Here is a 20,955-nt window from a genome sequence, read left to right on the forward strand (position 1 = left end):
CTCTTTATTGTAATATGATATTTGCTCTTCAAAATCAATGGTTGAAGGATCAACAGGAATGTTTCCTATGACTTGCCAAACATCATCTTCAAACGCCATGTCATCAACGCAAATTCCTTTTATGACAATATTGTAATCAGTCGGTAATTCCGAAGTATCATTGATTGTATCGTATGCTTCAATTAAATAGCAAATACTTACATGTCTCAAATTAGTTACATCCTTTTCGACAAGTTTGGTTTTGAAGCATTGTTCTTTAATGTCCATTAAAACTCTGCCAAACATATAATGTCCGGTTTTTAATTTTTCCACAAATATGTCACCGGGTTTTGCTCTCTTTCTCATATTCTATTTTTAAAATTATATAATCAGGTAGTTTTGTACTAGGTAAATGGCTACTAACGTTTTGCAAACAGGCGCAGGCGGCTAACACGTGCGAACGTTTGCCGCTTGAGCTTGTTTGCTGTTATGTGCTGGTTTCAATTCAAAATGATTTATATAAAGTTCCGAATCTCATTCGCGATATCGATTAGTAACTGATCAGAAACGTTTGTACTTAATTGACGGGTATGAATTACCAATTTTGACCTATCTGAATTATAATGAGTCCAGAATAATTGTTTATTGTCACCATACTGCTTGTCAAAGGTGACATTGAAAATATCTTCAATTTCACTTCCATTTATATAATTACTGCAAGCCAAGACTACCACTGGGAAGCTTTGAAAAAATTTACTTTCCTTGAATAAAAGTTTACGACTCGGAATTCCCGACTTGTCAGCCTCATTAGTGAATTTAGCTGGTGAATCATTCATTTCTGTCAAAAAGAAATTATTGTGAAAATCAATCTCTTTCTCAGTTACTGATGACATATCATTCAAGAAAATTAAATCATGTAGTTTTTGATACTTGCGCCAAGTTTGCCCTTCCTTCAATTGTTTTGAATGTAAACTTTTAAAAGGAAATAAGGGATTTGAACTCAAAGGGGAATCTTTTCCTCCAATCCAATTAGGCAACGATTCTGAACTAATTTGATTCTTAATGTTTCTATTCCATTTTTCAGCATTTGTTTTAAAATCCTCAAGTGCTTCTTTCTGGAATCTAACATAATGTTCGTCTCGACCTGCTTTATTCTCAACATCAGTCGCAGTTTCTTTACCTACAATTAGAATTTTGCTGTAAGGATTTCCAGTTCCTATATAAGTCCCAGAAATTTCATATTTCTCAACTTCATTTTCGAAAATTTCAGTTTGGTTCATGGTTAAATGTGTTTTGATTGTGTTCTATTACTTGCACATAACGTTTTCCAAATAGGCAAAGGCGCCTTATCAAATATAATCTTTTTGGCGCTTTTGTTTATTTGGTGTTATAAGCTTTTCCCAATTACCATTACTAACAAACCAATCATTAATATCACAGGTGCTGTAATTAACGACCAGTACATAACAACCAAATAGTTCAGTTTACTGTTGTTTTTTCTTTGCCTTAATAACTGTTTATACTCACTTACAATTTTAAATGGTAATAGATAATCCCAGATTGAAATTATTTTTAGATGTCGCAAAGTTCTTTCCATACTTAAGTAACAAATAGAGGCAATCATTATTGCTAAAAAGCTGCCGCCAAAACTTATGATACTTCCTGTGATCATCACATTGTTCCAGTCAGGGTTTGAAAATTGTGAGCTTAAAATCAAAATTTTTAGTGTTTGGTTGGAAATGGTTTACAGCTTATAACGGCTTGCGGCTTGGCGCAGGCGGGGATTTTACCACCAAACTTGCTACGAAGCCGAAAACTCGAATTTACGAAAAACTGTCATACGAAGCACCTCTGCCCCGCTTGTGCCAAACCGCTGTTAGGCGTAGTTATTTCTGTCCGTTGTCAAGCGTAATGGTCAGCTTGTTTTTTTCTACTTGAATTTGGACACGTTCTCCTTCCTTGAACCCCACTTCTTCCAACCATCTTCCCTCAAGTCTGATTTCAGGCACAGTAGTATTGTCCCACCGTCTGGTGCGGAACTTACTATGAATTTTTAATTTCCTGAATAGACTCATTGTGTTGTGTTTGCTAAACCGAACACAAGGTAGAAATAATATTTGGATATTCGCTATAGTGAACACGAAAGAAGAAAAATATTTCAAAAAATTAGGTTCCAAGATTAAGGAATTGAGAGAGGAATAGGGGCTTGACCAAAAAGCCTTCGCCTTTGATTGTGAGATTGGTAGAACTCAATTACACATGATCGAAAACGGTAAAACAAACCCTCGCCTGGGTACTTTAATGAAAATTGCTAACGCTTTGGAGATTTCTTTGTCCAAGTTGGTTGACTTGTCTTAGGATGCTGTTGCGTAAAGCTTTACAATAGAGCATTGTCTAACGATTCCCGTATTACCGTTCCATAAATAAATCCAATCCAATTTAGATACTTGGAATTAATTTTTTCAAAGAAAAAGTCTGGGTCTTTAAGGTCTGTATTTTGAATGTTTCGTTGTCCCCCAACTGCAAAGTGAAAATATCTATTCCTCGTGTCTTTAAATAATCTGATCAACCTTTTATTTTCGATTGAAAGTGCATGCGTAGCTCGGTTGGCCGTTATCCAATCCGAACTCTTTGCTAACTTGTGGAATGCATCGTAGCAATTATTCGCAACAGCAATGTCCGCATGAGAAAAATCGAAATCCGTGGTGTAAGATAAATATCCCGTTCCGCGGAACAAATTTTCAGTAAACTTCTCAAAGAAACCTATTTCGCTGGTTTTTACATCGGTGAAATAAGCACGGAACGCCTCAAATGAACCTATATAGTTTCCAAAGTGGGAAGAATGAATAAGAGGGAAACTGTAAGAAACATACTCTAATATCCTATACAAGTTAACAAAAGCCGCTTGGTGGTTTTTTTCATTTGTATAATGGAAGTAGAAGGCCAACTCTTGTAAAAGATTGTGATAAAAGATGATGTTTCGTCCGTAATATTTCTTGGAAAATTTCACATAGTCATTAAGGCTAAAAGGATGTAAAAGTGTCTTCAACTGTTTTGAGGATTTCCGCCCTACCAGATGAAGAGGAAAGGGTGTAAAATTCTCACTCAGTTTAATTGTTTTATTATTCTTTTTACAATGAACATCAATATTTGAGGTCAATATTCTCATGACAAGAATATCATAAGTGGTACTTGCACTTATTTTAAATTCCGTAGGCAAAGCAGAACGGTAATTTTGGCCAATGGCCTCTTTGAAGTCAAAAAGATGCAGGCTCATAGTCTAAATTTGTTCTGCCAACAACAGAGTTAACTCATCCGCATCTTTTTCAATTAATTCACCGATTTTAGAAATATAAAAGGACGCCAATCTTCTTCTTTCTCTACTTAGTTTGATAGTAGAAACATTGATATTCTTGAAGGCTTTTTCGAAAGTATCGATAGCGGTTTCAAGTTCTTCGTTGTTATAAGAATTTACTTGAGTGAACGAGGTCCTCAGCCCAACGCAAAACCCTATTAGATTATTTCCGTTTTTCAACCAATTGTATAGTTTATCTGAACCTGTCATTCGATCCATAAGAGAAAGAATTTTATTGAAGTCTACGGTTTCATTCGCAATTTTTGATTCAATTATTTTTCTTGCAACCAATTCGTCAAGTTTGTCTTCAATAATTTTCTTATTGTCGAGATTCGTAGAATTGCTTAAAAAGGAAATATAAGAATTCAAAATATCCGCTTTTTTGTATGCCTTTTCATTCTTCCCGGCATTCTCTTTTTCCGTGAAAATCTTAAATGAATAAGCGGAAAAGTCATAGATACTTTCAGCTAGAATTTCAATTTGATGTCGAGCAGTCATTGGCTTTTGCCCATTGTTAAGAGTCACCATGCGATACAAAAGATTATCTCTGGAGGGGCAAATAATAATATTGAGGTACAAGTAGCTATTCTTATTCAATGTGTTTCCTTCTTTTGCCGCCACCCGTTTCAACGTGTTAAGCCTCTGGATGCCGTCCAAAACGAAGGCATGCTCAATATCTTGTGTAATTTCCCCTTGTAAGACTGGAATAGTCGGAACATTATCTAAGTCCACGGGTTTGATAAACGCTATTGTAATCGCGGGGGTTATACAGCCTTCTTGAAAGTCAATTTCAAGTCTTTTATAAAACGTTTCGTTCTGAAAGCGTCTTTGTATATCAAGTTTGTCAATTAGGCCGACCAGGTGGTCCAGGGCATATTGATAAGTTATCCTGCCTGTCAGAAAATAGGCTTTGATAACTTTGTCTTTGTCTACTGAATATATTTCCATGTTTGAATTTTATAATTACGCCTAACTTATTTATATGCCTGACAACATGCATGTTTTATCAGTTTTAGCGGAATAATGTGGGGTGCTATGTCTGATCTTTGTCAGGTTTTATTTCAAATGTAATTATCTTTTACAAATCATCAAACGGACTACGAATTTCTTGAATAGATCGTGTACTGACATGCGTATAAATTTCTGTTGTTTTAGTACTTGAATGTCCTAACAATTCTTGAATGTAGCGTAAATCTGTTCCACGTTCCAATAAATGTGTGGCATAGCTGTGTCGAAGCCAGTGTAATGTTACTGGCTTTCCAATTTTTGCTTTCTGCAGTGCTTGTTTTAATACGCTTTCCAAACTTTTTGCTGAATATTGAACTCCACGAACCTGACCTTCAAATAGCCATTTCATAGGTCTGTACTCTTTGTAATAATTACGCAGCAACGTTATCAACGCTTCGCTTATGGGAACAATACGGTCTTTTTTTCCTTTTGAATTTCTGATTAATAGTATTTTTCTATTCGATTGAATATCTGTTGGTATTAAATTAAGCAACTCGCTTCTTCTCAATCCACAAGCATAAATTAATGTCAACATCATTCGATGTTTTGTGTTTTTAGGCGACTCAATAATATTTTTTACCTCCAGCTGACTTAACACATTCGGTAATGGTTTTGCCCGTCTTGGACGCTTCACTAATTCTGGATTAAGTTGTGTTCCCAATTGAACTTTACAAAATAATTTTACCGCATTCAACACCTGATTTTGATACGATGCAGAAAGTTTCTTTGCAATAATGTACTGTGTATTAAAATCATGCAAATCACTGTTGGATAATAATGCAAGGGGTTTTTCACCACAAAATTTCAGGAACTGATATAAACTATCGCAATATGTCTTTATTGTCGATTCACTATACCGCGTTCTACGTAAATAGTCTTCGAATGAATTTATAACTTTTAGTTGCTCAGTGGAGAGCGGTGTCACGTGCGATCCAGGAATATTCTTCTGATTTTTATTCATTTCATTTGATTCAGATTCCTTAAGTTAAACAAAAAGATCACTTGAAGCAAGTGCAAAATTGTTAGTTGAACACTGATTTAATCCGACCCCGGATAGCAGCGGTATCTCCCGACGCTTTTAGTCGGGAATAAAACGAATAGCCGGAAATGGGCGCCAAAACAACAAAAGCGAACTCCGATGGAATCCGCTTTTCAATGATGAATGCTTACCTGATAATTTAGTAATTGATCATTGCTAATTAATCTGTCTCAACTCCCACGTCTCCAAATCATCCTCCGGGTAATCGCCCTGTTGGTTCCAGATCTCCACGCGCTCTATGAGCCCGTTTTTGAAATGGACTGATGTTTCTGCACGGATATTCAATTCCTCATTGATCAATTCAACTTTCGACAATTCATGGTCCGATTCCCCGAATACTTCGTATAACTGCGCATCCGTTAACCAAAATTCTTTGGCAGCCTTCCGGTATTCAATGAATATCAGCAAACCGGTATCCGTATGCTCGTATTCCACTTCTTCCAGGTGTTCCAACTGGTTGGTGATTTGTTCTTCATACTTCTCACCTTTCAGCGTTTCGGTGATAATGTCTAATGTGAGTTTTGATTCGATCATGTTCTTTCATGTATAAAAAAAGCGGAACCTAAGCCCCGCTTTATAATGTAAAATTGAGAATGCAACAATTGAAAAGGTTTGAGAGAATCTCACTTTTCAATTTTCACTTTTACATTTTCAATTGTTATTTCCCCGCTCGCTTACGGTCCGTTTCTTTCAGCAAGATCTTACGGATACGCAAATTTTCAGGAGTTACTTCCACGTATTCATCTGATTGGATGTATTCCAAACATTCTTCCAAAGAGAATACTTTCGGCGGTGCCAAACGTACTTTGTCGTCTGCTCCGGATGAACGCATGTTTGTCAATTTTTTGGTTTTCGTAACGTTCACACACAAATCTCCTGCACGTGAGTTTTCTCCGATCACCTGTCCTTCGTAAATATTTTCATTCGGGAAAATGAAGAATTTACCACGGTCCTGCAAGTTGTTCATGGAGAAAGGAATGGAAGTTCCCAATTCCAATGAAATCAATGATCCGTTCTGACGTCCCGGAATTTCACCTTTGTATGGTTGGTATTCTAAGAAACGGTGCGTCATAATCGCTTCACCGGCAGTTTGTGTCAACAAATAGTTACGCAACCCGATGATTCCACGGGAAGGAATCTGGAACTGGATTACCATACGAGCACCTTTCGGCTCCATATTGGTCATTTCTCCTTTGCGTTTTGTTACTGCTTCAACCGCTGTTCCGGAGAATTCTTCCGGTAAGTCGATGGTCAATTCCTCTACCGGCTCACATTTTACTCCGTTAATTTCTTTGATAATTACTTGTGGCTGACCTACTTGCAACTCGTATCCTTCACGGCGCATGGTTTCGATCAAAACGGATAAATGCAATACACCACGACCTGCAACGATCCATTTGTCTGCTTTATCGGTTTCAGAAACACGCATTGCCAGGTTTTTCTCCAATTCCTTCGTCAAACGCTCAGAAATGTGACGTGAAGTTACTTTCTTCCCTTCTTTCCCGAAGAATGGTGAATCGTTGATCGAGAACAACATGTTCATCGTAGGCTCATCGATAGAGATCGATGCCAATGGTTCCGGATTTTCAACATCACAAATGACGTCACCGATTTCAAAACCTTCGATTCCTGTAACCGCACAAATATCACCGGCATCAACCGATTCTACTTTTCTGCGCTCAGTCCCATCAAAAACAAACAATTCTTTCACGCGGTGTTTCTCTTGAGATCCATCGCGTTTTGCCAATACGATCGGCTGATTTTCTTTCAAGCTCCCACGGTGTAAACGACCGATAGCGATACGTCCGACATACGTAGAGAAATCCAAAGAAGTGATCAACATTTGGGTATTTCCTTCTTCGATTTTACGTGGTGGGAAATACTCTAAAATTTGATCCAACAGATCAGAAATATCCGTTTTCGGTTGTCTCCAGTCTGTTGACATCCAACCGTTCTTTGCGGAACCATAGATTGTAGGGAATTCCAACTGCTCTTCGTTTGCATCCAATTCAAACATCAAATCGAATACTTTCTCATGTACTTCGTCAGGTGTACAGTTGTCTTTGTCCACTTTATTAATCACCAGCAATGGTTTAATTCCCATTGAAAGTGCTTTTTGCAATACGAAACGTGTTTGCGGCATCGGACCTTCAAAAGCATCCACCAACAAACAAACTCCGTCAGCCATGTTCAATACACGCTCTACCTCACCACCGAAGTCGGCGTGTCCGGGAGTGTCGATGATATTGATCTTTGTTCCTTTGTAAGTAACAGAAACGTTTTTAGACACGATGGTAATTCCACGTTCACGCTCCAGGTCATTGTTATCCATGATCAATTCACCTGTAGGGCGATCACGTTCATTCATTACTTGTCCTGCCTCAATCATTTTGTCAACCAATGTTGTTTTACCGTGGTCAACGTGTGCAATAATTGCGATGTTTCTAATTTCCATTATTTTGAATTGAAAATGTAAAATTGAAAATTGAAAAGATTAAAGCTTGTTTAAGCTTTCCAATTTTCGCATTTACGAACTATTTATATTTTGCTTTACTGAATATTTCAAATTGATCCGGAAACTTCCTTTTCAATTTTCCATTTTCAATTTTCAATTATTTGTAGCTGCTTGAACTGAATTTGCGTCCACCACCCGATGAACGGCGATCTGAACCTCCGCTGCTTCTGCGGTCACTTCCGCCTGAGCGACGTTCTCCGCTTCCACTATCCGATTTTCCGTAGCTGGAGTTTCCTCTGAAACCACCTCCTGAAGAACGGCGTTCACTGCTTCCGAATGATTTACGGTCACCGAATCCACTGGATTTTCCTCCACCGAATCCGCTTTTGCGCTCACGATCTCCACCGCTTCTGCGCTCACCGCCCTCTTTCTTCTGAGTGATTTCCACATTTACTGTGTGTCCTTCGTAATCAGAACCGTTTACTTTTGAAAGAATGGCTCCTTCATCCGCTTTATCCGCTTCAAAAAATGAGAAATTCGGCATCACATCAATTCTTCCGATAGAAGCAGATTTCAAACCGGTAGAGTCACAGATCACGCGTAATAAACCACCTGGGTTCAATCCGTCTCGTTTTCCTAAACTGACAAAGAAACGGGTTCTGTTTGCATTGTCGCGATCCCCTCTCGGAGCGCGCTCGCTTCTCTCGAAACGATCCTTGCGGTCAAAACGGTCATCACCTCTTCTTTCCTTGCGGTCTTCTCGGTCACCTCTTCCCGAACTTACATTCAAATCACCTGCGCGATCGTAATACTCGATGAATCGGTTGAATTCAGCTGAAATGAATTTTTTGATCACTTCTTCTTTTGACAACTCTTCGAAATCTGCCATGATTGCAGGCAGGAACGGAGCGATATCATTTTCCTTCACTTCGATCTCTTTTACTTTCGAAATCAATTTATTCAATTGAATTCCACAGATTTCAGAAGCTTCCGGGATCAATGCTGCCGTAAACGTGGTACGAATCTGGCGTTCGATTGCTTTGATCTTGAAATTCTCACGGGTATTGATCAATACCAATGATTTACCCTGACGACCTGCACGAGCTGTACGGCCTGAACGGTGCGTATAGTTCTCGATATCATCCGGTAAGTTGTAATTGATTACGTGTGTAATATTGTCTACGTCAATCCCACGGGCAGCAACATCCGTTGCAACCAGTAACTGGATTGAACGCTCACGGAAACGGTCCATTACACGGTCACGCATTGCCTGGGATAAATCTCCGTGCAACGGTTCGGCACTATATCCTTCTTTTGCCAGTTTCTCAGCAACGGTAGCCGTTTCATTACGTGTACGACAGAATACCAATCCGAAAATATCCGGGCTGGCATCGATTAATCGTTTCAATGCATCGTAACGATCGCGCTCCTTTACCGTGTAGTAAATGTGCTCGATGTTTTCGTTACTTTGGTTCTTGTGGCCCATAGCCACTTCCAAAGGATCTGTCATGTAATTCTTCGCAATTGCAGCCACTTCTTTCGGCATTGTTGCAGAGAATAACCACACATTCTTTGTTTCAGGAGTAGCTTCCAAAATGGCGTCGATGTCTTCCTTGAAGCCCATGTTCAACATTTCATCAGCTTCGTCAAGCACAACTGTTTCAACTGTTTTCAAGTTGATTGCTTTCCGATTGATCAAATCAACCAAACGCCCTGGTGTTGCGACAACGATTGTTGCGCCACGCTTAATATCACTCATTTGCTTGCGGATATCCGTACCACCGTAAACGGCTACTACTTTAATCTGACGATCAAACTGAGCAAATGCTTCTAAGTCTTTGGAGATTTGTAAACACAATTCACGCGTTGGAGCGATGACTAAACCTTGTGTTTCAGTGGGGCGGTCTGTTACTTTGTGAATTAACGGTAGGCCGAATGCGGCTGTTTTCCCTGTCCCTGTTTGTGCGAGTCCGACAAAATCGCTTTCTAATTGTAACAAGTGCGGGATCGCACTTTGTTGGATCGGAGTTGGTTCTGCAAAACCCATTGCTTCTATCGACTGCAGAACCTCAACTCTTAACCCGAGTTCTTTAAAGGTCATAAAATAAATCTAAAATTTGGCGCAAAGGTACGACCTTTTTTTCGATGTTTGTTAATAAAGTTGCAAGTTATTGTTAATTAATGATTTTAGGAGGTGAAAACAGTAGGTATGCGATTAATCGTACACCCACTGTTTAATAACATTTACCACTGATTTACAGCCAATAAGTGGTGTTTCTAATCCGGATTTACAAAAAGTGGCTGATCAGTAATCTCGTGAAAGGCCGGGACCCTAATTTTCTTCGCTTTTTTCGTATAACCGTCTCCCAGGGATTTCTTCAACGCTTTATAATCCTTTAGCGACATTTTCACAAACTCATAATCAATCGGATACTCTTCCAATTGGAACATAAGTACTTTTCGAAAAACAGGAAGATCCGGATGCTCTTCGTATAACGAATCATTGAATGCTGAACTTGTAACCAGTTCGTCCCGGTCATTAATCAGTACCATCATGGAATCAGCATCTACTTCAGCATCTCCGTTCAGCGCACTTTTCATTAGCTCTTTATCTAACTTGTTCATTAAATTGACGAACAAGATCACTCTATTCTCTTCTAGTTTGAAGACTTCCGCATCAAAATTTACCTGATCGCCATCGTTAAACCAAATATGATCACCAACCGCGGGATTATCGAAAAATTTCAGATCCCATTGTGCCAATTCAATAGCATATGCTTCGTCCTGACTTTTCTTAACCGCGTTATTTATTTTTAGACCGAGCATTATCAATAGAACCAGTATTGGTAAGGACCATGCGTACCACTTTCCACGAACCTTGATTTGATCGGGATTGACCATTTTCATGATACTTGGAGGAACATGGTACAATTGTTTGTTCATTACCAAATCGTAGCGTTTCCCCATTGGAAAAACCGGAATATAAAACAAGTGAAAATAGGATTGTGCTACTTGAAAGGTTGCATTTGGGAATTGCTCCAGTTCGGGTAAATTTAATTCCTGGAAAGTGAATGATTTAAGTCGGAAACGGTTCCAGCCGAAAAGAATTGTCATTTTGAAATAGATTTAAGGGAGGTAAAACTAAAAAAACAAACTAAATCTTCCTTTCAAAAAAAATATTCTATTCAACCCGTTTCAGCTTATTTTCAACCAGCTTTTTGTTGATTGCGGTTTTCAGGCAGTTCGGACATAAACAATCCGTGATGTTTTCCATCGGCATAATCATCGGCAATTCAGCGCACCAACAGCCTTGTGTGTAGCAGGAAAACGGAATTCCGCACGAGATACAGTTTTTATGCTTTTCAAGTGTGGGAACTTCGTAATTGCCATCCAAGGAAAGCGTTATTTCCGACAAATGGAGCGATTCTTCGTACTGTGAGATTTGAAAGCTGTTCACTAAAACAGGAGAACGATATCCCGGACCGTTCGTCACCATTGTGTGGTATTCTCCCTGTTCGCCGCACAAATCCAACCCATTTTCTTTTCCCTTCCGTTGGAATTCCCCTATCAATTGCGAATCTATTTTCCGGGCAAGGAATGATTCATCCAGCCAAGGAGATTTTACCATGGTAAGAACAACTTCAAAATTGAATTTCAATAACAAATCCATCACCTCTTCCCTGTCTTTGTACCACAAAGGAAGAAATGCTTTCAATCCCACTGCAGAAGCCCGTTCGGTAATCCAGTTCGCGTTTCCGTGCACTTCCGATATATCGCCCGAAACAACTGCTGAAATTCCCAGCTGGTCTTTCAGTTTCTGCAACCCGATCTCATAATTCTCGGCAAATGGTTCCTCAATTTCAAGTAAGATATGTGTAATCCCCAAAGATTTGGACTGCAGATCCATCCATGCTTTCGGATGCGCCCTGAATTCTGTGGTTTTGGAATGGAAAGTCACCAAAGCAATCAGCTCATACCCTGCTTCTTTTGCCAGCTGCATCGCCAGGTTACAGTCTTTTCCTCCCGACCAAAGTACAATCGCTTTTTGTTTCATTGAGCCGAAATTAGACATTTTGAAGGCAAGAGGCAAGACTACGAGAGTCAAGGTTCTGCTATTAACGAATCACCAGCTTCGAGCGGTCTACCAATTGATTTCCCGAATGAATTTCAACCAGATACATTCCTGCAGGTTGTGCCAGATCCAGGTCAGAACTGTAATACGTTGTTTTTCCCGATTTTGAGACAGCTTCCAGGTTGTATTCAAACACTGTCTGCCCCAGTTCATTTCTTAGCATTAAAACTGTTGCATCATCAGAGATCGTGGAGAAATCAATATGAACTTTGCTGTCAGAAGAAGGATTCGGATATACCCTGAATTCAAAATCACGGGCCGGGATGAATTTTAAAGCCAGTTCGTTTCTTGTTCCATCCAAATCTGTTTGGCTCAACTTGTAATAAGTCGACACATTTGAATTCTTGGTATCCATGAAAGTATATGTTTTCGCTTCCGTTGAATTGATTGCCCCTTTCACTTTCGAAAATTCATTCCAGTCGATTCCATCCGCACTTGTTTCGATCGTGAAATAATCGTTTCGCATTTCCGATTCTACTGCCCATGTGAGCAAATTCCCATTTTCCTTTTTCTCACCTTCGAAGAATAAAAACTCCACAGGCAATTGGGTAGTTACACTATTGCAATGGATCTGCTGATACGGAATTCCGGGACCCTGAATAATGATGTCAATTGCATTACATTGCATGGTAGCGATCGTCGCATTCGTGCAGCTCACATAAGGTGCATTGTATCCGTATGCACTTCCGTTATGAGGAATAGAAGGATTCGTTGTTGTAGTTGCAGAACCGGATCCTCCGTTCAATGGCAACTGGTAAGCCCCGTTAATTTGTGAATTCACACAATAGATCAATGCCTGCAGTGTATACAATGCGCTTGCATTTGGACCTGTAATGCTGATGTTGTAATCGAAATTCACATTGTAGTTATAACCCCATGGGCAATTGGATGAACTCACGGCAATACTTTTGGGTGTTATGGAAACATTCACCGTGTATCCTGTAGCTGAGAGCACAGTGCATTGCGCGTTGGAATTAGAGCTAAAAAAGGTAACTAAAAGGAAGCTCAGAAGAGCTCCCTTAATACAAGTAAGGTTCTTACGAATAAAGTTCGTTGTGTTGTTGTAGAATTTCCCGGCAAAGATATAACACTGTGCACGCATTCTATTTTTAATTTCGACAAACAAACTAAAAATAACGTTCAAGCGGATTGATTTATCAACTAAAATTCACCCGGGTAAATATTTAGTCCAAAAAGTCACCAATTAACTTCCTGTGGATCGCAAAGTTGGGAGTTTAAGATCCTGAAAAACTGTGCTATAATTAACTTTTTGTTAAATTGACTTTTGCCGATCTCCTAATTAAACTTGCATTCGAAGCCGTGATGTCCTATCTTTAATAGGAATTACTATTCGTATCATATGAGATCTTTTTCAATACACTTATTGGTGATCGTTTTCCTGGTAGGAGCTCAATCCTGTAAAAAGAAACTGTCGGAACTTGAATACAAGGACCGCGGAACGTTAATAGAGTATCGCAACAATGGCCATATCCCCAAAAACGACGTTGCGAGTAAGATGGATTATGCTGCCGATGATATCATTCAGAACGGTGTTACCTATTACGCTATTACCTACCGTACTATTTACGAAGGAAAACAGATCAATTCCCGTGGCTTGCTTCTCGTACCGGATAATGCTGATTCGGTGTTCCTGATCGCATACCTTCATGGAACGCAGATTCCGATCAATTTAAGCCTGTTCTACGAATCCAAATTCGAAACACCTTCCAATTACGGTGGTGAAACAGACCATTTCCTTGAAACACGTGATATCGCATTGGCTTGGGCCTCAGCTGGCTTTACCGTCTTCCTGCCGGATTATATCGGGTTCGGTATAACGGCTGACAAAGAGCATCCTTACCTGGCATACGATGAATTATTCAAAAGCAACATCGACGGTTTACTGGCCGTGAAACAATTTCTATCACAACAAGGGATGACCTACGACAATCGTCTGTTCCTTGCAGGTTGGTCTCAGGGTGCGGGCGCCTGTCTTTCCAGTCATAAATTCATCCAGGAACAATATGCCTCCGATTTTACAGTCGTTGCCAGTTCGGGGTTGGCGGGTCCTTATAATTTCAAAAAGTTCATCGATGATATTCTTTCCAAAAAAGACGAAGAGCTTTTAACCAACAATATTTTCTCCTGGGGATTATACAGTTTAAATAAATTCAGCCCTGAATTGAGGCGGCCTACCGATCAATTATACTCTTATCCGGTCTATGATCAATATGCTGCTATTTTTCCTCCGTCCAAAATCCCCTCCGAAACGCTGAGGGAATATTTCCTGGCACACATTATCGACGGATCAGATACCGCCATGAACCAGGTACTGAACCGGAATACTTTCAGTCATGGATGGACACCGGTGGGAAAAGTATTTTTTCATCATGGTGATTCGGATCAGATCGTTTACTACTTCAATTCGGTTGATGCCTGGAACGATCTTGGAGCAGCCGGTGGAGATGTAACCCTATACACTTACCTGGGCGGCACACATGTATCGGATGTGGAGGGTTTTACCCGAAATACCCTGGCAGATTTCACCGCATTAAAGTAAAGACATGAGAAGATTCCTGTTACTCCTGTTTTTTTTGAAACCATGTTGCTTCGATCTGATCGCACAAAACACCCTGCGTCCGAACATTTATTTCCAGAACATGCATTATTACAATACTGCGGCGGGAATAGAAGACACTTCTTCACGCATGTCATTTGGTGCTTATGCGAAATACAAATTTGTACCCGTGGAAAATGAAGATGTCTGGATAAAACCGGTCAACCTGTATTTTAATCACATATACAACCTGAACTCCAAGAATTCGGTTAATATGTCATATATCTACGATGGGTATTCCTTTTACAACCGGAATATTGTTTATATGGGATATACACGCATGTTCCGATGGGGAAGATCCAGCAGGTTAAATCTCGGCGCACGAGCTGTTTTGAATTTCAATGCCATGAAATGGAATGAATTGGGTCAGCTCGCTTCGCACCCTTCTTCGAAACTGAAATTCAATGCAGACCTCGATTTGGGGATCCAATACCAGGTGAAAGGATTGACAATCGGCGTATCCACTAAAAATCTTTTTGCCAGTTCGGTGAAAGTGGACGGACAGGACCTGATCAAGGATCAGCGGGAAATTTATGGAAACCTCTCTTACAATTTCGGGCTGTTTAAACGAAAAGTGGAGCTGGCCCCCTTCTTTTTATTTTACAGTGAACGGAATTTCAACCTGGATGCAGGACTCAACCTGGGGCTTTTTCAGCGAGTCAGTATTTCTTATGCGATCCGCGTTCTGGAATTACGAAACATCTTTGCTATCCGGGGAAATTTCCTCAAACGTTTCCAAATCGGAGCTTCTTTTGATTATTCGATCATTTATAGCGATTACAACATGGATATCTTATTGGCATATCGGTTTTAATGATAAAAAGAGTAATGATTAAATTACTTTGTGATTCTTCTAACAAACCGTTTCGATCCGTCAGATTTTCATCATTGATGCTATTTTCTGAACAAAGCATTTTTTTTATTGCAGGTGGAATGCTTATCTTTCCGATAAACTAGCAATAATAAAAACACCTGTTCCATTTATTTCCTTCCTTTTTTCCAGAAACTAACGGATTTAATTACAGAAAGTTGAGAATTAATTATTCAGATTGTGCGACCAGAATCAAGAACTGCGTTGAAAAACCTTTTCTTCGTCCATCCAACTTTTTGTTTCTTTTCTCGTCTTAACCTGGTAAATACCTATTCCCATGAAGCTAATCCTCATTATTTGCTCCCTATGTTTTTCCGTCACATGGACATGGTCACAGACCTGGGGTGCCAGTACCTTTAGCCAAACAACAAATGAAGCTGCCGATATTGAATTGAATAGTCTGAATGAGTCTTATGTTGCCGGTTATTTTTCAGGACAAACCTCATTCGGCCCGTCTACTTCACTTTCATCTTCCCAAGGAAATACGGATGCTTACGTGGCGAAGTATACCACCTCCGGAGCTTTGCTTTGGGTTAAACAATTCGGCGGACTCGCCGCTGACAAAGCTGTTGACCTGGCAGTCGGACCGGATCAGAACATTGTCGTTACAGGACAGTTTTTCGGAAGTGTCACTTTCGGGAGTACTACCTTGGTTTCCAATTCAAACTCAAAGGATATTTTCATTGTCAAACTGGATCCTGCAGGAAACGTACTCTGGGCAAGAAAAGAAGGCGGAAGTTCTCCTGACAACGCCTACAAGGTGACAATAGACAACTCCAACAACATTCTTTTAACCGGTGAATACCAGGGAACGGCAACAATCGGTGCAACTACCTTTACAAGCAACAATGGTTCTTTTGATTTATTCATTGCCAAGTATGATTCAGGAGGAACACCGGTTTGGTCATTGAGCGGATCAGCGGATCTTGATGACCGCGGACTTTCTGTTGCCGTGGATGCTTCCAACAATATCTTCTTCACCGGTCAGTTTTCCAACACCCTGACTTTTGCATCCAACACGTATGTCAACAATGGAATCAATGTAGGATTTCTCTGTAAACTGAATCCGGCAGGACAGGTACAATTCCTGCATTTAATGAAGGCCGGTTATGTGCTTCCCTATGACGTGGAAATAAACCTGAACAATGAAGCCGTTGTCGTAGGTGACTTTTTGGGAAACATGCTTTATTATGACCAAAATGGAAGCAATTCCATTCAAAACCCTTATGATAAGCAAATCTTTGTTTTGAAAACCAGTAACACCGGACAGTATACCTGGAACCAGACATTGGGATCTCAAAACGAACTTTCTGCCAGGGCACTTTCCATTGATCCGGGAAACAACATTTTTGTAACCGGTTATTTCAAATGTGATCTTTCACAAATCCAGGATAGCACGGAATCCCTCTTTAATTCAGTTGGATTCAAAGATCCTTACCTGATGAAATTATCCAATGGCGGTTCGCGCACGTACATCAAACAATTCGGGGGTAAATTGGACGACGAAGGAAAAGGTGTTGCAGTTAAACTGACCGACAAACCATTACTATGCGGAAGTTATACCTCCGATCTGAACTTTGTTCCGTCAACGGCTGTTTTGGGAAATGACAATTTTACCTTCAATCCTTTCCTTGCCCTGGAACCATATCATGTTTACCTGGTAGGAGATCAAAGCCGGAATTCCTTTTTAACGAACCATGTAAACGGAACATACGGAAACTATAATTATTTCGCCGGTGCTGCTTCCGATTCGCTGGTAGGTTTCATCCATGCCAATGAAGCGGCTCATTATGTCACTGTTATCGGGGACACGGTCCATTTCTGCAGCAATGCGGATTTGTTCTATCAAACCCTGACATACTCGCATTTCGGACCAAGTTATACCAGCACCTGGTACGACGGAAGCCAGAACCCGATCAATACCATTTCGTCCACAGGAACCTATTGGGTTCAGCATGAACGTGACGATGAATGTTTTATGGACATGGATTCCATCTATGCCATCCAGGAACAAACCCCCACTCTTCCCCTGCTGACAGATGACCACGGAATTAATGTGAACAATCCGGGTCCTCAATACAACAACTATCATTTTTGTTATCCCGAAGGTGCCATTATTAACTTCACCAACCTGGATCCCGGAACGACTTTAACCACAATCGGGAATGCGGTTACCTTCAACGGCCCCGGACCTCATACGTTGAACCAGGAATACCAATACTTTGTACAGGTTACCAATCAATATTGTATGAACATCGGGAGTTTTACCTTTCAGCAGGATCACGCCGATCCGCCTGACAGCATTTCCCTTTCAATTGCTATGAATACCACCTGCCCTACAGGTGATTCTATTGTTATATGTCAAAACACCCCGGTTGAATTTCACGGGATAGACCTGATCATCAACCCAAGCGGAAACTTCTATCCTTCCGTTTATCCGCCGATCGATACCGTAATCTGGACCATTGACGGAGTTTCTCATATCAATTACGATACTGCGGCAACTGTTTTCAATCCATCCTCCAGCGGATGGCATACGGTAACCATCCAGGTAATCAAAGGATTTGATAATATCTGTGGCTTAGATACGACAGTTTATTTTGCGACCAGGCAGTTTTACGTTACCGTCAATCCGAATCCGACCTGGGGAACGACCATTTCCGGGGGAAGCCTGATCTGCCCGAATGAGTCCACTTTTCTGGTAGCCTCCAATCCGAATCCGAATCTGAGTTGGACGGGTTCCAATATTTTGTGGAGCAATAATGCTGACAGCATCGAAGTGAATGCACCGGGCTGGTACAATTACACCGGAACACTTTTGGATTCGGTAACCGGCTGTAGTTCTTTTATGTCGTTTAACCATTACCTGGGAGTAAAAATCGCTCCGAATATTACTTCTCCGGGAGATGCAGTGATCTGCCCTTTTGATTCCTTACTGATGATGGTTCCGAACACCTTTGTTTCATACATGTGGTTCGGTCCGAACGGAGATACCTTATCCACCACTTCGCAATGCTATACAGCCGAAATAGGGAGTTATGTTTGCAATGTAACCGATGCTGAAGGCTGTGTTTTAACAACTCCTCCTTTTGAAGTGTTTGAGTACTCGACACCTTCCCTATCCGTGGTGCCAAATGCACTTATCTGCAACAATGAAACGGTCGATATCCAAATCAGTTATTCCGGAAATGCGGTATTCCAATGGAACACCGGATCCACCAGTGATCACATTTCAACCAATGTACCTGGAACTTACATTGTCCAAATTACCCAATGTGGTATCACTGCTGCAGACACGATTGTGATCGTCAACGGTTCGTTTACAGCTTCTATTTCCGTGAGCGATTCCGTATTGTGTTTCGGAGATACCGCAGTATTTACAGGATCTTATCCGAGCGGAAGTTACGAATGGATGAACGGGGAAGTTACCGGGAACTCCTACTCGACCACTGACAGCGGAACTTATTCCGCATTGGTTACAAACAGTGCAGGCTGTACTGCACAGACCAATTCGATCAGCGTGACAACGGTTCCGGGAAGTTCTCCGCCGAGTATTGCCTCACAAACCATTTGCCCCGGAGATGATATCACACTCACGAATGCAAGTACCATTATCTGGTATTCCCTGGACACTACACCTGTTTATACGGGTACAAGCATCACCCTGACGAATGTACAGCAAGATACCAGCTTCCTGATCTCACAAACTGCTCCGAACAGCATTTGCGGCTTCAGTTACTCCCTGGTATCGGTTACGGTTTCTGTTCCTCCGACATTGCCTGCTATTCTCGGTGATTCCAATTTATGCATCAACGAAGACGGAGTTTTTCATGTCAACACAACAGACAATATCGAATGGTTCTCTAACGGGGTTTCACTCGGATCCGCCAATCCGATTACCATTCCCTTCGCAATACTGAACGCCAATCCGGTTTTCTCAGTCGAAATTTCCAATGTGTGTTTCAGTCTTACTCAAACGGATAGCGTTGCCATTATTACACCAGAGGTTCTGCAGCTTGCCGATGACACGCTGGATATTTGTTTCTTTGACTCCGAAACTGCATACCTGACAAACAATAACCTGAGCTCCGTTGTCTGGACCGGAACTTTCGGGACCATTACCGATGACGAACTGACTGTTTACGGAAACCTGACTTATTCACCTATTACGGTCAGTGCCGTAGATGAATTCGGTTGTCAGACACAAACTGCCACTTTGATTGTCCACACTTCTACGTATAATCTTAACCCTCAAATCAACTTCCCGAACTATTGTCCTGGAACCAGTGGAAACCTGACGGCCAACACGACATCGGACAGTGTATTGTGGATCACCCCATTCGGAAATTCTGACAGCAATCCGCTAGCCTTTACTTTGAGCCAGCAAAATTCCGGTAACTTTTATTTAAGAACCTGGGATGATATGGGTTGTGTTTACATGGATACGCTGTTCATTCCCCTATCACCGGTTCCCAACCTGGATATTTTGCCGGATACGGTTTTCTGTGCCAACGATATTTATACTTTTTATTTCCCGAATGACGACAATACATACTATTGGACTACTTATGGAAACAGCACCAGTATCCCGATCACTTTTGACCAGCAACTGATCCTGAATGTGATTACTCCGGCCGGCTGTGAAGGATCTGACACCCTGGTTGTCCACGCGGTAGATTGCGACGATGAACTTCCGAATATCATTACACCGAACGGTGACGGGATCAACGACTTTTTCATTATTGACGATGCCTATTCCCAATTGGGAAATGCGATTATCATCATCAATCGCTGGGGGAATAAGATGTTTGAAGCGAGTCCTTACCTGAACAATTGGGATGGAAGCGGTGCTTCTGACGGGGTTTATTTTTACATCTATTATCCCAAAGGAATGAAAGAACCGGGATATGTGAAGCATGGGTTTATTCATGTTTATGGAAAGGATTAAGAAATGGCCATTTCGCTAAAGAGAATGCGTAAAATAATGGTGAATGGAGAAATTTTCCTTTGGAAGATCCGGAAGAAAATTTCCCATAACGAAGCACATAATACCGTATATGCCATTCCCGTACAACATATTTCAGGCGGTCAGGTTTTATTTGTTTCTGTTGGATTTACCAGGGCTTATGGTGGTTATCTTAACGAATCACCTAAAAGTGTGACTCCACAAATGATCCGTCCCCTTATTGAACAAGCTATTCAATTGGGCTGGAAATACCATGATCCCGGAAACGCAATCAGACTGGAGAACAGTTCATTGGTAAAGGATACGAAATATGGTTACGACCCGCAGATCGATTTATAATCATCCTCAGAAAATTCAATTGCTCGTGCTTCAGATTACAGAATTATTTATTGCACATTTTTGAGAAGTATTGAACTTTTTAAAACTCCGGTTTTAAGGTCTTCACCTCCTCGGATTTGATCCAAAAAGAGATGAAACCCAGTAAAACCATGTGTTAAACCATAACATTTTCATTAATCCTAACTCATCTTCGC

16 protein-coding genes and 1 pseudogene are annotated in these 20,955 nt (G+C 40.7%); 5 read left to right on the plus strand and 12 right to left on the minus strand.

Going from position 1 to position 20,955, the window contains the following annotated elements; all coding sequences use genetic code 11:
• The 3 genes from FO442_RS02400 to FO442_RS02410 all read right to left on the minus strand — a co-directional run.
• On the minus strand, nt 1–345 hold a 345-nt coding region (locus FO442_RS02400; RefSeq protein ID WP_144331802.1), incomplete at its 3' end, for an Imm26 family immunity protein.
• Nucleotides 346–494: 149 nt separating this feature from the next.
• On the minus strand, nt 495–1,259 hold the full coding sequence (locus tag FO442_RS02405; RefSeq protein WP_144331537.1) for a hypothetical protein: 765 nt from the start codon (nt 1,257–1,259) through the stop codon (nt 495–497).
• 606 nt (nt 1,260–1,865) lie between these two features.
• Nucleotides 1,866–2,054 (minus strand): SymE family type I addiction module toxin, encoded by a 189-nt coding sequence (locus FO442_RS02410; RefSeq protein ID WP_144331538.1) that lies wholly within the window; start codon nt 2,052–2,054, stop codon nt 1,866–1,868.
• A gap of 139 nt (nt 2,055–2,193) precedes the next feature.
• Here FO442_RS02410 and FO442_RS18830 point away from each other — a divergent pair.
• A pseudogene (locus FO442_RS18830) lies at nt 2,194–2,337 on the plus strand (helix-turn-helix domain-containing protein); the annotation flags it as partial.
• Between the two features lie 19 nt (nt 2,338–2,356).
• Here FO442_RS18830 and FO442_RS02420 read toward each other — a convergent pair.
• The 9 genes from FO442_RS02420 to FO442_RS02460 all read right to left on the minus strand — a co-directional run bounded on the left by FO442_RS02420 (nt 2,357) and on the right by FO442_RS02460 (nt 13,070).
• Nucleotides 2,357–3,256: a hypothetical protein gene (locus FO442_RS02420; protein ID WP_144331539.1), complete on the minus strand. Its 900-nt coding sequence runs from the start codon at nt 3,254–3,256 to the stop codon at nt 2,357–2,359.
• A 3-nt stretch (nt 3,257–3,259) separates the two neighbouring features.
• Complete coding sequence (locus FO442_RS02425) at nt 3,260–4,282, minus strand: hypothetical protein (RefSeq protein ID WP_144331540.1); 1,023 nt, start codon at nt 4,280–4,282, stop codon at nt 3,260–3,262.
• Nucleotides 4,283–4,412: 130 nt separating this feature from the next.
• On the minus strand, nt 4,413–5,303 hold the full coding sequence (locus FO442_RS02430; RefSeq protein ID WP_144331541.1) for a tyrosine-type recombinase/integrase: 891 nt from the start codon (nt 5,301–5,303) through the stop codon (nt 4,413–4,415).
• A 234-nt stretch (nt 5,304–5,537) separates the two neighbouring features.
• Complete coding sequence (locus FO442_RS02435) at nt 5,538–5,915, minus strand: hypothetical protein (RefSeq protein ID WP_144331542.1); 378 nt, start codon at nt 5,913–5,915, stop codon at nt 5,538–5,540.
• Between the two features lie 124 nt (nt 5,916–6,039).
• Complete coding sequence (gene typA / locus FO442_RS02440) at nt 6,040–7,839, minus strand: translational GTPase TypA (RefSeq protein ID WP_144331543.1); 1,800 nt, start codon at nt 7,837–7,839, stop codon at nt 6,040–6,042.
• 154 nt (nt 7,840–7,993) lie between these two features.
• The gene (locus FO442_RS02445) at nt 7,994–9,937 is read right to left on the minus strand and encodes a DEAD/DEAH box helicase (RefSeq protein ID WP_144331544.1); all 1,944 of its coding nucleotides are present in this window, start codon (nt 9,935–9,937) and stop codon (nt 7,994–7,996) included.
• A 176-nt stretch (nt 9,938–10,113) separates the two neighbouring features.
• The gene (locus FO442_RS02450) at nt 10,114–10,950 is read right to left on the minus strand and encodes a hypothetical protein (RefSeq protein WP_144331545.1); all 837 of its coding nucleotides are present in this window, start codon (nt 10,948–10,950) and stop codon (nt 10,114–10,116) included.
• Nucleotides 10,951–11,017: 67 nt separating this feature from the next.
• The gene (locus tag FO442_RS02455) at nt 11,018–11,890 is read right to left on the minus strand and encodes a Dph6-related ATP pyrophosphatase (RefSeq protein ID WP_186279838.1); all 873 of its coding nucleotides are present in this window, start codon (nt 11,888–11,890) and stop codon (nt 11,018–11,020) included.
• Between the two features lie 61 nt (nt 11,891–11,951).
• Nucleotides 11,952–13,070 (minus strand): T9SS type A sorting domain-containing protein, encoded by a 1,119-nt coding sequence (locus FO442_RS02460; RefSeq protein ID WP_144331547.1) that lies wholly within the window; start codon nt 13,068–13,070, stop codon nt 11,952–11,954.
• A gap of 258 nt (nt 13,071–13,328) precedes the next feature.
• Between FO442_RS02460 and FO442_RS02465 the strand changes: the two genes are divergently transcribed.
• The 4 genes from FO442_RS02465 (at nt 13,329) to FO442_RS02480 (ending at nt 20,761) form a co-directional block, all read left to right on the plus strand.
• Nucleotides 13,329–14,528 (plus strand): alpha/beta hydrolase family protein, encoded by a 1,200-nt coding sequence (locus FO442_RS02465; RefSeq protein WP_144331548.1) that lies wholly within the window; start codon nt 13,329–13,331, stop codon nt 14,526–14,528.
• A gap of 4 nt (nt 14,529–14,532) precedes the next feature.
• Nucleotides 14,533–15,399 carry a type IX secretion system membrane protein PorP/SprF gene (locus FO442_RS02470; protein WP_144331549.1) on the plus strand — a complete coding sequence of 289 codons (867 nt, stop codon included), beginning with the start codon at nt 14,533–14,535 and terminating at the stop codon, nt 15,397–15,399.
• 334 nt (nt 15,400–15,733) lie between these two features.
• Entirely contained in the window at nt 15,734–20,404 is a 4,671-nt protein-coding gene (locus FO442_RS02475; protein ID WP_144331550.1) for a T9SS type B sorting domain-containing protein, read from the plus strand.
• Between the two features lie 3 nt (nt 20,405–20,407).
• Entirely contained in the window at nt 20,408–20,761 is a 354-nt protein-coding gene (locus FO442_RS02480) for a hypothetical protein (RefSeq protein ID WP_186279841.1), read from the plus strand.
• Nucleotides 20,762–20,955 lie beyond the last annotated feature (194 nt).

Origin of the sequence: Fluviicola chungangensis, assembly GCF_007558725.1 — a bacterium.
In the GTDB taxonomy this organism is placed as follows: Bacteria; Bacteroidota; Bacteroidia; order Flavobacteriales_D; family Crocinitomicaceae; genus Fluviicola; species Fluviicola chungangensis.